This window comes from Streptomyces sp. ICC4, from assembly GCF_003287915.1.
Taxonomy (GTDB): domain Bacteria; phylum Actinomycetota; class Actinomycetes; order Streptomycetales; family Streptomycetaceae; genus Streptomyces; species Streptomyces tritrimontium.
This window is the reverse complement of record NZ_CP030286.1, coordinates 4,384,736-4,397,575: the sequence shown is the minus strand read 5'-3', so window position 1 is coordinate 4,397,575 and position 12,840 is coordinate 4,384,736. Positions and strand designations below refer to the sequence as shown.

General features: G+C 72.0%; 8 protein-coding genes, 2 tRNA genes and 2 pseudogenes. 8 read left to right on the top strand and 4 right to left on the bottom strand.

Going from position 1 to position 12,840, the window contains the following annotated elements; translation table 11 throughout:
* Together tal and tkt are read right to left on the bottom strand one after the other, a co-directional pair.
* The gene (gene tal, locus DRB89_RS20405; protein ID WP_112449742.1) at nt 1–1,119 is read right to left on the bottom strand and encodes a transaldolase; all 1,119 of its coding nucleotides are present in this window, start codon (nt 1,117–1,119) and stop codon (nt 1–3) included.
* Nucleotides 1,120–1,154: 35 nt separating this feature from the next.
* A complete protein-coding gene (tkt, locus tag DRB89_RS20400) occupies nt 1,155–3,257 on the bottom strand; it encodes a transketolase (RefSeq protein WP_112449741.1) in 2,103 nt (700 codons plus the stop codon).
* A 268-nt stretch (nt 3,258–3,525) separates the two neighbouring features.
* On the opposite strand from tkt, the gene DRB89_RS20395 reads away from it, so the two are divergent.
* The 6 genes and pseudogenes from DRB89_RS20395 to DRB89_RS20370 all read left to right on the top strand — a co-directional run bounded on the left by DRB89_RS20395 (nt 3,526) and on the right by DRB89_RS20370 (nt 8,081).
* Nucleotides 3,526–4,473, top strand: a complete 948-nt coding sequence (locus DRB89_RS20395; RefSeq protein ID WP_112449740.1) for a heme o synthase — start codon at nt 3,526–3,528, stop codon at nt 4,471–4,473.
* A gap of 39 nt (nt 4,474–4,512) precedes the next feature.
* Entirely contained in the window at nt 4,513–4,863 is a 351-nt protein-coding gene (locus tag DRB89_RS20390) for a hypothetical protein (RefSeq protein WP_204357780.1), read from the top strand.
* Between the two features lie 176 nt (nt 4,864–5,039).
* Nucleotides 5,040–5,585, top strand: a pseudogene (locus DRB89_RS20385) (amidohydrolase); the annotation flags it as partial.
* Nucleotides 5,519–6,652, top strand: a pseudogene (locus tag DRB89_RS20380) (replication initiator); the annotation flags it as partial. The pseudogenes DRB89_RS20385 and DRB89_RS20380, both read left to right, overlap by 67 nt.
* Nucleotides 6,649–6,855: an excisionase family DNA-binding protein gene (locus DRB89_RS20375; protein ID WP_112446757.1), complete on the top strand. Its 207-nt coding sequence runs from the start codon at nt 6,649–6,651 to the stop codon at nt 6,853–6,855. The pseudogene DRB89_RS20380 and the gene DRB89_RS20375, both read left to right, overlap by 4 nt.
* Complete coding sequence (locus tag DRB89_RS20370) at nt 6,843–8,081, top strand: site-specific integrase (RefSeq protein ID WP_204357630.1); 1,239 nt, start codon at nt 6,843–6,845, stop codon at nt 8,079–8,081. Before DRB89_RS20375 ends, DRB89_RS20370 begins: the two co-directional genes overlap by 13 nt.
* A gap of 78 nt (nt 8,082–8,159) precedes the next feature.
* Here DRB89_RS20370 and DRB89_RS20365 read toward each other — a convergent pair.
* Together DRB89_RS20365 and DRB89_RS20360 are read right to left on the bottom strand one after the other, a co-directional pair.
* Nucleotides 8,160–8,232 (bottom strand) — tRNA-Arg (locus DRB89_RS20365).
* 249 nt (nt 8,233–8,481) lie between these two features.
* A tRNA-Ser gene (locus DRB89_RS20360) sits at nt 8,482–8,572 on the bottom strand.
* A 185-nt stretch (nt 8,573–8,757) separates the two neighbouring features.
* Here DRB89_RS20360 and DRB89_RS20355 point away from each other — a divergent pair.
* Nucleotides 8,758–9,186, top strand: coding sequence for an SSI family serine proteinase inhibitor (locus tag DRB89_RS20355; protein WP_112446758.1), 429 nt, complete (start codon nt 8,758–8,760; stop codon nt 9,184–9,186).
* A 119-nt stretch (nt 9,187–9,305) separates the two neighbouring features.
* A complete protein-coding gene (locus DRB89_RS20350; RefSeq protein ID WP_112463372.1) occupies nt 9,306–12,839 on the top strand; it encodes a PAS domain-containing protein in 3,534 nt (1,177 codons plus the stop codon).
* Nucleotide 12,840 lies beyond the last annotated feature (1 nt).

Here is a 12,840-nt window from a genome sequence, read left to right as displayed (position 1 = left end):
TCAGGCCTCCGTGGGGGCGAGGCGCAGAAGCTCCGCCTCGGTCGACTTCAGCAGATCGTTCCAGGACACCGCGAACTTCTCGACGCCCTCCTCTTCGAGCAGCTGCACCACATCGTCGTACGAAATGCCCAGCTTCGCGACCGCTTCGAGCTCGCCGCGCGACTGGTCGTAGGTGCCGCGGATGGTGTCGCCGGTGACCTCGCCGTGGTCGGCGGTGGCCTCCATGGTGCCCTCCGGCATGGTGTTGACCGTGCCGGGCGCGACCAGGTCCACCACGTACAGGGTGTCCTTGTACGCCGGGTCCTTGACGCCGGTCGAGGCCCAGAGCGGGCGCTGCTTGTTGGCGTGCGCCTTGTCCAGGGCGGCCCAGCGCTCGGTGGAGAAGACCTCTTCGTAGGCCTCGTAGGCCAGACGGGCGTTGGCGAGCGCCGCCTTGCCCTTGAGGGCCTTGGCCTCGTCGGTGCCCAGCGCGTCCAGGCGCTTGTCGATCTCGGAGTCCACGCGGGACACGAAGAAGGAGGCGACCGAGTGGATCTTGGAGAGGTCCAGGCCCGCGGCCTTGGCCTTCTCCAGGCCCGCCAGGTACGCGTCCATGACCTCGCGGTAGCGCTCCAGCGAGAAGATCAGCGTCACGTTGACGCTGATGCCCTTGCCGATGACCTCGGTGATCGCCGGCAGGCCGGCCTTGGTCGCCGGGATCTTGATCAGCGTGTTCGGGCGGTCCACCAGCCAGGCCAGCTGCTTGGCCTCGGCGATGGTCGCCGGGGTGTTGTGGGCCAGACGGGGGTCGACCTCGATCGAGACGCGGCCGTCCTGGCCGTCGGTCGAGTCGTAGACCGGCCGCAGGATGTCGGCGGCGTCGCGGACGTCCGCCGTCGTGATCATGCGGATCGCCTCTTCGACGGTGACCTTGCGGGCGGCCAGGTCGGCGAGCTGCTGCTCGTACCCCTCGCCGCCGCTGATCGCCTTCTGGAAGATCGCCGGGTTGGTGGTGACACCGACCACGTGCTGCTGGTCGATGAGCTCGGCCAGGTTGCCGGACGTGATGCGCTTGCGGGACAGGTCGTCCAGCCAGATCGCGACGCCCTCGTCGGAAAGGCGCTTCAGTGCGTCTGTCATGGGAATTGCATCTCCTACTGGTCTGGGTACGGGCGTCAGCGCGCGGCGGCGGCGAGGCGCGTTTCATTGAGAGTGGCGCGTGCGGCGGCGGTCACGGCTTCGGCGGTCAGGCCGAACTCGCGGTAGAGCACGGCGCCGTCGGCCGAGGCACCGAAGTGCTCCAGCGAGACGATCCGGCCGGCGTCGCCGACGTAGCGGTGCCAGGTCAGGCCGATGCCGGCCTCGACCGCGACGCGCGCCTTGACCGACGGCGGCAGGACGCTGTCCTTGTACTCCTGGGACTGCTCCTCGAACCACTCCACGGACGGCATCGAGACGACGCGCGCCGGGACGCCCTCGGCCTGCAGCGCCTCGCGCGCGGCGACGGCGAGCTGGACCTCGGAGCCGGTGCCGATGAGGACGACCTGCGCGTCGCCCCCCTCAGCCTCGAAGAGCACGTACCCGCCCTTGGCGGCGTCCTCGTTGCGCTCGTAGGTCGGCACGCCCTGGCGGGTCAGCGCCAGGCCGTGCGGGGCGCCCTTGCCGAACACCTTGGTGTGGCGGCGCAGGATCTCGCGCCAGGCGATGGCGGTCTCGTTCGCGTCGGCCGGGCGGACCACGTTCAGGCCGGGGATGGCGCGCAGCGAGGCGACGTGCTCGACCGGCTGGTGGGTCGGGCCGTCCTCGCCGAGGCCGATGGAGTCGTGCGTCCACACGTAGGTGACCGGCACGTGCATCAGCGCGGAGAGGCGCACGGCGTTGCGCATGTAGTCGGAGAACACCAGGAAGGTGCCGCCGTAGATGCGGGTGTGGCCGTGCAGGGCGATGCCGTTCATGGCCGCGGCCATGGCGTGCTCGCGGATGCCGAAGTGGATGGTGCGGCCGTACGGGTCGGCCTCCGGCAGCGGGTTGCCCACCGGCAGGAACGAGGAGTTCTTGTCGATGGTGGTGTTGTTGGAGCCGGCCAGGTCGGCCGAGCCGCCCCACAGCTCCGGGATGACCGCGCCGAGCGCCTCGAGGACCTTGCCGGAGGCGGCGCGGGTGGCGACGCCCTTGCCGGTCTCGAAGACGGGGAGCTTGTCCTCCCAGCCCGCGGGCAGCTCGCCCGCGTTGATGCGGTCGAACTCGGCGGAGCGCTCCGGGTTGGCGGTGCGCCAGGCGGAGAACTCCTTCTCCCAGGCGGCCTTGGCCTCGCGGCCGCGGTCCCCGAGGGCGCGGGTGTGCGCGATGACCTCGTCGGAGACCTCGAAGGTCTGCTCCGGGTCGAAGCCGAGCACGCGCTTGGTGGCGGCGACCTCGTCGTTGCCGAGGGCCGAGCCGTGCGAGGCCTCGGTGCCCTGGGCGTGCGGGGCCGGCCAGGCGATGATCGAGCGAGCGGCGATGAAGGAGGGGCGCCCGGTCTCGGCCTTGGCGGCCTGGAAGGCGGCGAACAGCGCCTTCGGGTCGAGGTCGCCGTTGGCCTGCGCGGCCACGCGCTGGACGTGCCAGCCGTACGCCTCGTAGCGCTTCAGGGTGTCCTCGGAGACGGCCGTCTCCGTGTCGCCCTCGATGGAGATGTGGTTGTCGTCCCACAGGAGCACCAGGTTGCCGAGCTTCTGGTGGCCGGCCAGCGCGGACGCCTCGTGGGAGATGCCCTCCTGGAGGCAGCCGTCGCCCGCGATCGCGTAGACCATGTGGTCGAACGGCGACGCGCCTTCGGGGGCCTCGGGGTCGAACAGTCCGCGCTCGTAGCGGGCGGCCATGGCCATGCCCACCGCGTTGGCGATGCCCTGGCCCAGCGGGCCGGTGGTGGTCTCGACGCCCTTGGTGTGGCCGTACTCCGGGTGGCCGGGGGTCTTCGAGCCCCAGGTGCGGAAGGCCTTCAGGTCGTCCAGCTCGAGGCCGAACCCGCCGAGGTAGAGCTGGGTGTAGAGCGTCAGGGACGAGTGCCCCGCGGAGAGCACGAAACGGTCGCGACCGACCCACTCCGGGTCCGCCGGGTCGTGCCGCATCACCTTCTGGAAGAGGGTGTACGCGGCGGGGGCCAGGCTCATCGCCGTACCGGGGTGGCCGTTACCGACCTTCTGGACCGCATCGGCGGCCAGGATCCGGGCGGTGTCGACAGCACGCTGGTCCAGTTCGGTCCAGTCGAGCTCTGTGGTCGTCGGCTTGGTGCTCACCGTGGGTCAGGGCTCCTCTCCACATGTCTGGTACCGGTGACAAACGGTGCACCGGCGCGATTCCGAGCCTACCCCTGCCACGGCGTGCAGCTATTCGAGTACCCGCAGTCGGGTTGTGACGTCTGAGCGCCGATCGGACCAACACGAGGCGACCCCCGCGCGGGGCGAGGTAAGGGCTACGTCTAGAGTGGCGTGGTACGCGCAAGTCTCACCGGACCCCCTTTTACCGCGGTGTCCGAGTCGGGGCTTGCTGGATTCTCTGTCAGGGGTGTGCGTGACGGCCGTCGAATCCCGTCCAGCGGGGGTGCTCGGGACCCCTCCCGTTCACCGGCCGTTCGGGGCCCGGGTCATGGCTTTCGTGGCTTTGACCAAGCCGCGGATCATCGAACTTCTGCTGATCACCACAGTGCCGGTGATGTTCCTCGCCGAGCAGGGCGTGCCGTCGCTGTGGCTGGTCCTCGCGACCTGCTTCGGCGGCTATCTGTCCGCGGGCGGCGCCAACGCGCTGAACATGTACATCGACCGCGACATCGACGCGCTCATGGACCGGACCTCGCAACGCCCCCTGGTGACCGGCATGGTCAGCCCGCGGGAGTGCCTGGTGTTCGGCATCTCCCTGGGCGTGCTCTCCACACTGTTCTTCGGCCTGCTGATCAACTGGCTGTCGGCCGCGCTCGCGCTCGGCGCGCTCCTCTTCTACGTCGTGGTCTACACGATGCTGCTGAAGCGGCGCACCTCCCAGAACATCGTCTGGGGCGGCATCGCGGGCTGCATGCCGGTGCTCATCGGCTGGTCGGCCGTCAAGAACGAGGTCTCCTGGGCAGCGGTCATCCTCTTCCTCGTCATCTTCTTCTGGACGCCGCCGCACTACTGGCCGCTGTCGATGAAGGTCAAGGACGACTACGCGCGCGTCGGCGTGCCGATGCTGCCGGTCGTGGCGGGCAACAAGGCCGTGGCCAAGCAGATCGTCATCTACAGCTGGGTGATGGTGGCGGTCTCGCTGCTGCTGACCCCGCTGGGGTACACCGGCTGGTTCTACACGGCCGTCGCCCTGGTGGCCGGCGGCTGGTGGCTGTGGGAGGCGCACGCGCTCAACGCGCGGGCCAAGTCGGGCCTGACGGGCGCGAAGCTCAAGGAGATGCGGCTGTTCCACTGGTCGATCACCTACGTGTCGCTCCTCTTCGTCGCCGTCGCCGTGGATCCCTTCCTCCGCTGACGCTTCCTCCGCTCGTTACCGGCCGGTAGCATGCCTGCCATGGCAGAAACCGAGGAGACCGTGAACACGGCGGACAAGAAGCAGGACCGCAGGGCCGCCCGGCTGGCCAAGCAGATCGGCGCGTTCGCCAAGCAGCACGGCGGCGCCGAAGGCCAGCTCGCGCACATCGGCCAGGCCGGCACCCGGATCGTGCTCGTGGGCACGGACGGCGGCTGGGGAGACCTGGTGGCCCCGACGTACGACACCGCGCGGCTCGCGGCCGAGAAGGCCGGGCTGACCCTCCACGACGAGTTCGACGGAGAGTTCGCCGCGCGCGTGAAGACGGGGCCGTACGAGTGGACCCGCATGGCCGGCATGCAGCTCGGCGGAACCGCGAACCCGGCGGCCTGAGCGCGGCCGGCGCGGCGGCGCCGCCGGTCGGTCACACGGGCTGCAACCCGGTCCGCAACCCGGGCCGTCACCCGGCCGTCACCCTCTCGGTCAACAGCGCGAGCAACACCTCATACCCCGCTCACCCGTTAGGACGTGTGGAAGCCCCTTCCTCACGTCCGCAACGGGATGCCCGGATGATCGAAACGCCGCCCCTGGTGGACCAGTACTGCCAGGGAGTGCTCCGCACGGAGCTGGGCCTCGCCACCTTCGAGGCCCAGCTGATCCACTCGGCCGGCCCGCCCGCGGCCGGCACCACCTTCTTCGACACCCAGACCGGCTTCGCGCTGCGCCGCTGGTGTCCGCCGCTGCTCGGGCTGGAACCGCACTGCGCCCCCGCCCGCTACCTCGCCCGGCGGCGCGAGCTGGGTGCCGCCGAATCGGCCCGCAGGCTGCTGCGCGGCTCCGGGGTGGCCGCCCGGCTCGTCGACACCGGGGTGCCCGGGGACCTCACCGGGCCCAAGGAACTGGCCCTGGCCGGCGACGCCGAGGCCTTCGAGCTGGTGCGCCTCGAGCTGCTGGCCGAGCAGGCCGCCGACACCTCCGGGTCCGCCGCCGTCTTCCTGGCCAACCTCGCCGAGGCCGTCCACCACGCCGCCACCGGGGCCGTGGCCTTCACCTGCGGCCCCGGGCCGGGCTACGCGGACGCCGTCGCCGGCGCGCCCGAGCCGCCCGGTCCGGGGCCGCAGGTGCTGTCCCTTATACCCATCCCCGAGCCCACGAGCCAGGCAGAAATATCGTCACCGCCCCCTCCTTCGGTCCGGTCCACAACCGCCCCGCCGGCCGCCCCTGCCGCTGCGGCAAGCACCACCAAGAGGACGCCTCCGAACTCGGCACCGCCCTCGACCCGAACAACTACGACTACGCCGCCGCCGTCCTCTTCAACAACCACGCCAGCGGCCTGTGGGCACGCTTCGCCAACCGGCTCCGGCGGGAGATCGCCATCCGGGCCGGCCTCACGCGGCGCGAGCTCTCCGACGTCTGCCGGGTCTCCTTCGGCAAGGTCGCTGAGTTCCAGAGGCGCGGGGCGATCCACTTCCATGCCGTGATCCGCCTCGACGGACACGACGGGCCGGACTCCCCTCCGCCCTCCTGGGCCAGCACCCACCTGCTGACGGAAGCCATCCGAGCCGCCGCCGCCCACACGTACACCTCGATCACCGTCCCGGCCGCCGCAGACCAGCCCGCCCGCACCTTCCGCTGGGGGACCCAGCTCGACGTACGCCCCATCAAGGCCTTCGGGGACGGCTCCGACATCACCGAACAGGCGGTCGCCTCGTACGTCGCCAAGTACGCCACCAAGGCAGCCGAGAACACCGGCACCCTCGACCGCCGCATCGGCAACCGTGAGGCCCTGGTCCTCCTCGACGTCCCCGACCACACCGCCCGCCTGATCGGTGCCTGCCTCGACCTCGACCCGCTCTACCCGGACCGCCGCCTCGCCGCCTGGTCCCACATGCTCGGCTTCCGCGGCCACTTCTCCACCAAGTCCCGCCAGTACTCCACCACCCTCAGCGCCCTCCGACAGACCCGCGCCGACTACCGCGCCGCCCAAGAACGCGAAGCCCGCGGCCTCACCGACGCCGAGCCGGACACCGTGCTCGTCCTCGCCTCCTGGCAGTACGCCGGCCACGGCCACAGCCCCGGCGAGTCCGTCCTCGCCGCCACCATCGCCCGCGGCATCCAACTCAACCGCCAGACCGCCCGCGAAGCCCTGCACGAGCAACTCGCACCGGAGGGAACGGCATGACCACGACCGTGCTCCAGCCCAAGTGGCACACGACCGCCGAGGTCGCGACCCTGCTCCACTTCGGCCTGTCCAAGACCAAGATGCTCGTGCTGACCGGGGAGATCCGGTCGGTGAAGATCGGCCGCAACCGCCGCATCCTCCCGGCCTGGGTGGACGAGTACGTCGAGCGCATCACCGCCAGCGAGGAGGGGTGGGCGGCATGAGCGGCAAGCGCGGCAACGGCGAGGGCTCGATCTACCCCTACAAGAACGGCTACGCCGCCTACGTCTGGGTGACCAAGCCGGACGGCAAGCGCGCCCGGAAGTACGCCTACGGCAAGACCCGCGAGGAGGTCCACGAGAAGTGGCTCAACTTGCACGCGGAGGCGAAGAAGGGGCCCGTCGCGACTCGGCACCGGACGCTCGCCGCCTTCCTCTCGTACTGGCTCGACTCGATCGTCAAGCCCAATCTGGCGCCGCTGTCGTACGTGTCGTACGAGGGCTATGTGCGGCTCTACATCGCCCCGCACCTCGGCACGAAGCGGCTGGACAAGCTGACCGTCCGGGACGTCCGCGAGTGGCTGACCAAGCTGTCGGCCATCTGCCAGTGCTGTGCTCAGGGCAAGGACGCGAAGCGCGCCACCGCAAGACGGCGGTGCTGTGCCATCGGGGAGTGCTGCGAGTCGTACCCGTCCCGGCGCGTGATCCAGGGCTCGCGTGATGCCCTGCGGGCCGCCCTGACGCACGCCGTCACCGAGGAGGAGATCGGCAAGAACGTCGCCTCGCTCGTGAAGGTCCCCAAGCCTCGCCGCAAGCGGATCAAGCCGTGGTCCGTGGTCGAGGCGGGCCGCTTCCTGGCCGACGGGCTCGTCCGGGAAGATCACCTCTTTGCCGCGTGGATGCTCGTCCTGTGCCTCGGGCTGCGGCGCGGTGAGGTGCTGGGGCTGACCTGGAAGTCGATCGACTTCGACGCCGGGGAGCTCTACGTGGATCACCAGATCCAGCGGGCGGGGCGGCAGATCCTGCACCGGGAGACCAAGACCGAGGACTCAGACGACTTCCTCCCGCTGCCCTCCCTGTGCCTCAAGGCCCTGCGGATGCGGCAGGCCCAGCAGACCGGGGACCGGAAGGCGGCCGGGGAGCTGTGGCAGGACAGCCACGGCTTGGTGTTCACGACGAAGTACGGGACGCCGATCGAGCCGGGGAACCTGACGCGGATGTTCGCGCTGCGGGCCCGTCGCGCCGGTCTCCGGGTGATCCCGCTCCGGAACACCCGGCACACGTGCAGCTCGCTCCTGGTCGCGCTCAAGGTCCACCCGAAGGTGGCGCAGCGAATCCTGCGGCATTCGCAGATCGCCATGACGATGGAGGTCTACGCCGAGGCAAGCGAGGAAGAGGTGCGGGACGCGATCGGCAAGCTGTCCGAGGCAATGGGCGGTGCCGGCGGCTGAGGGGGTTGCTGTACTTCGCTGCTGTACGGCGGAAACGCCAGAGGGCCCGGACTTTCGTCCGGGCCCTCTGAGCTGCTGTGCACTCGGCAGGATTCGAACCTGCAACCTTCTGATCCGTAGTCAGATGCTCTATCCGTTAAGCTACGAGTGCTTGGCTGGCCGGGGTTTTGCGCCCCGTTGGCCTTGCGAGAACAACAATACATGGACCTCGCCGGGACGCGAAATCCATTAGCTCCACCCATGCTGACCTGCGGAAACGGCCTGGAAGAAGATCATCCGGTTGGCCTCGGGGCGCGGTCGGCGCGAGCCGTCATGGGCAGATCGCGCCACCGACCCGCAGCGCATCGGACCCCGAACGCACCGAAGCCCCGGTCCGCAAGGACCGGGGCTTCGTGAAGTGCGGAGGCGGAGGGATTTGAACCCTCGATGGGGGGTAAGCCCCAAACCGCATTAGCAGTGCGGCGCCATAGACCGGACTAGGCGACGCCTCCAGCACACCCTCGCGTACGAAGGTGCGTGCAGATGATGACACAGGCCAGGGGCCGGTCACCAATCCGCTCCCACGGTACAAGGAGGGCGGCCCGCAGGGCAAAGCCTTAAGCCTTCTCAGCACGCAACGTCGGAGGCCGCCCGTCGTTGGTCTGTCGTACGACGTACGGACGACCTGGAGTGCCCCATGCTGCGTCTCGCCGCTTTCGCCGTCACCTCCGCCCTGGCTGCCGCGGCGGCGGGGCCCCTGCCCCCGCTGCCGCCCCTGGGGCGGCTGCTGGCGGCTCCCGACCGGCTCACCATCACCATCTCCGACACCGGCAACCCCCGGGCGGACGGCGAGTACCGGCTCGAGTGCGACCCGGTCGGCGGGAACCACCCCCGGGCCCGGGACGCCTGCGTCCGACTCGAAGCCCTCGCCCGCGAGGGCAAGGACCCGTTCGCCCCCGTGTCCAAGCGGCAGCTCTGCACCATGGTCGACGGCGGCCGGGCCACCGCCCGGATCACCGGAACCTGGCACGGCCACAGGGTCGATTCCGAGTTCCGCAGGACGGACGGATGCGAGATCAGCCGGTGGAACGAGTTGGAACCTGTGCTTCCGCGTGGGCGTTCCTGACCTGGGAGGATGCGGCAATCACGCGGCATCCGCGGAACATCGGCCCTCCCACCGGGGGCCCGTGCCCTTAGACTCCTCCCGTGACATGCCGGTAGTTGTGGTCAGGGAGGAAGCTCGTCGTGAGCAGCAGGCCATCCCGAGGCGCTGCTCGCCTCGCAGCAATACTCGACGCTCTTCCGGACGCGCTGTTGCTCGTCAACGCCAACGGCACGGTCGTCAACGCGAATTCGATCGCCCTCGAGGTCATGGAGAGCCCCGGCACCGGGCTCGTCGGCCGGGGCGTACTCGACCTCCTGCCCGAATTCGACTCCAAGCTGATCCCCGGCTCCATGCGGCGGCCCGGTGAGGACGAAGGCGGCCGGGCGCGCCCCAAGCGGATGGTGGCGCGCCGAACCGACGGCAGCGAGTTCCCCGTCGAGGTCACCGCAGCCCACCTCGACGGCCGCGACGCCTACCGCGAGCCGCAGCCCTCGTACACCGGCGACGAGCTGCTGATGCTCGTCGTACGGGACCTCTCGCAGACCGTGGACACCGAGGCCGAGCTGGCCCGCTCCCAGCGGCAGACCGAGATGATCCTGCGCGCCGCCGCCGAGGGCGTCGTCGGCACGGACACCGACGGCCGGGTCGTGCTGGTCAATCCGGCCGCGGCGCAGATCCTCGGCTACCGCGCCACCGACCTCGGCAACCGCGAGCTGCACGGGCTGGTCCAGCACTCGCGCGCCGACGGCTCGCCGTTCCCCTTCGAGGAGTCCCCGCTCGCCGACACGCTGCGCAGCGGGCGCAAGCACCGGGTCCGCGGCCAGGTGCTGTGGAACAAGGCCGGGCAGCCCGTCGCCGTCGACCTCACCACCTCGCCCGTACGGGACGGGGAGCAGCTCGTCGGCGCCGTCATGACCTTCACCGACCGGCGCTCCTACGACGCGCTGGCCGCGCGCCACGCCCAGCTGCTGTCCGTGCTCGAGGACTCCCTGCGCGGACCGCTGGAGGAACTGCGCGGGGAGCTGGCCACGCTGGCCGCCGACGACGCGGGACAGCTGTGGCCCGAGGCCAACCAGCTGCTGCACCACCTGGCCGCCGGCTACTCCCGGATGACCACGCTCGTCGACAACGTGCTCGGCTTCCAGCGTCTGGACGCGGGCGGCGACAAGCTCAACAAGAAGAAGGTCCTGATCGACGGGGTCGTCGCGGCCGGCGTCGACGGCGCGGTCGAGCTGATCGGCCCCGGGCGGGCGCAGTTCGCCGTGCACGCCCCGACCATCGAGGCCGAGGTGGACGCCGAGCGGATCGCGACCGCCCTCGCGCACCTGGTCGCGGACGTCGCCGGGGTGGACGCCACCGGCAAGACCCGCCAGGGCAGCGGGTACATGGACTCGACGATCGTAGTGGCCGCCGCGCAGCGCGGTGACGTCGTACGGATCGAGGTGCGCGGGCCGTACGAGGGCGGCAACCCGGTGCACGAGCCGATCGTGCGGGGCATCGTGGCCGCGCACGGCGGTGTGCTGCAGACCGTGGAGGTGCCGGGCGCGCCCGGCGGGGCGTACGTGCTGGAGCTGCCGCTGGGTGCGGGGGCCGGGACGGTCACCCTGCCCGAGCCGGTGCCGGCGGCGGAGCGGGAACCGGGCACCGAGGGCGGTCCGGGGCAGGTCTCCGGCGGTCGGCGGGCCCGGCGCGGCGTGGACGCCTTCCTCGACGACGCGGACGCGGGCCCCGGCGGGGACGCCTCCGGCGCGGGCCGGGCCGCGGCCGCGGAACCGGCGGTCGACGGCGGGGCCGCGCACGCGCTGCCCTCCGGGCGGCGCCGGGGCGGCGAGGCCGGTCCGGGCGACGGCGGTCCCGCGGAGCTCGCGCAGTCCCCGGTCAACCCTGCGGGCCTGGGCGGCCCCGGATCGGGCCCCGGTACGGGTCCCGGCTCAGGCCTCGGTACGAGTCCCGGCGCGGCCCCCGGCACGGTCACCGGCACCGGACGCCGCCGCGGCCAGAACGGCGACGGCGGCAGCGACAACCGCGTCGACAGCGGTCCCGGGCGGCCCGTGCCCCCGCAGGGCACCGCCATGCCCGCGCTTCCGCCCATGCCCGTGGGCCCCATGCCCGTGCCCCCGGTCCCCGTGCTGCCGGTTCCGCTGACCGAGCACCCCGCCGGGCGGCGACGTGCCCTGGGCGCGGCGGGGCCGGCGCAGCCCGGCGGTCCCGTGCAACCCGGCGGTCCGGTACATCCCGGGGGTCCCGTGCAACCCGGCGGTCCGGTTCGTCCCGGCGGTCCCGTGCAAGCCGGCGGGCCCGTGCCCGCGGCCGGGTTCGCGGCCCCCGCCGCGCAGCGGCCCATCGCTCCCGAGGGCGGTTTCGCGCTGCCCGCCGGCCCGACCGCGGTCCCGGCGGCGCAGCCCCCGCAGCCACCCGCCATGGCCGGTCCCGTCCCCGCTCCCGGCGACGCCGACGGCGAAGGCCCGGGCGGGCGTCGTGGGCGACGGGTGCTGGGCGCGCCCCCCGCCGAGGCCGAAGCCCCCGCCGGGCAGGCCGACGCGGGCGCGCAGGGCCTCGTAGACCCCGAGACGCACCCCACCGGGCGGCGCCGTGCGCTGCCCGCCACTCCGGCCTGGCCCGTTCCCTCGGCGCGCACCGCGCCGGAGGAGGAGGCCGCCGGGCAGATCGCCGTGCCCGGGGCCCGGCAGCCGCAGGACACCCCGGCGGAGTCCGCCGGGGCGCCGATCAGCGTGCGCGCGCTGGGCGCCCTCGGCCAGGGCACCTCCTCGACCGACACCAACGGCTCCGGCCGCCGCCGGCGCCTCGCGGAGCCCGCGCCCCAGGGCCGCGCCTTCGCCATAGGAGCCCCCGGGGCGGGCTCCGCCGAGGGCCCCGAGCCGCTGGACGGCCCCGGCGGGGCCGTCGAGGTGGTCAACCGGCCCGTGCCGGCTCCGGTGGACGACGAGCTGCCGCCCGAGCCGCTGGACAACCCGCGCCGGCTCCTGGTGTGGCCCGCTCCCGACGTGCAGACGCAGGCCGCGCTCAGCGACCGCGGCTACCGCCCGGTGATCGTGCACTCCCGCGAGGAGGTCGACGCGCAGATCGCGGCGTTCCCGGCCGCGCTGTTCGTGGACCCGCTGACCGGGCCGATCACCCGGACCGCCCTGCAATCGCTGCGCCAGGCCGCGGTGGCCGCCGAGGTCCCCGTGCTGGTCACGGCCGGGCTGGGGCACGCCACGCGCGAAGCCGCGTACGGCGCCGATCCGGCCGTCCTGCTCAAGGCGCTCGCGCCGCGCGACAGCGATCAGCACCCCTCTCGGGTGCTGCTGATCGAGGAGCACGACGAGATCGCGACCGCGCTGACCGCCGCCCTGGAGCGGCGCGGCATGCAGGTCGCGCGCGCCGACGCCGACACGGACGCCGTGGAGCTGGCGACGCGGATGCGGCCCAACCTGGTGGTGATGGACCTGATGCAGGTGCGCCGCCGCCGGGCCGGGATCGTGGACTGGCTGCGCGCCAACGGGCGGCTGAACCACACCCCGCTGGTCGTCTACACGGCCATGGGGATCGATCCGGCCGAACTGCCGCGACTGGCCTCGGGCGAGAGCGTGCTCTTCCTCGCCGAGCGGTCCACCACGCCCGATGTGCAGGGCCGCATCGTGGACCTGCTGGCCAAGATCGGCACCAACTAGT

Bases quoted from the DNA above. Each gene is read 5' to 3' on its own strand.
- tal (WP_112449742.1), bottom strand. From the start codon at position 1,119: ATGACAGACGCACTGAAGCGCCTTTCCGACGAGGGCGTCGCGATCTGG.
- DRB89_RS20390 (WP_204357780.1), top strand. From the start codon at position 4,513: ATGGCAGAAACCGAGGAGACCGTGAACACGGCGGACAAGAAGCAGGAC.
- DRB89_RS20375 (WP_112446757.1), top strand. From the start codon at position 6,649: ATGACCACGACCGTGCTCCAGCCCAAGTGGCACACGACCGCCGAGGTC.
- DRB89_RS20355 (WP_112446758.1), top strand. From the start codon at position 8,758: ATGCTGCGTCTCGCCGCTTTCGCCGTCACCTCCGCCCTGGCTGCCGCG.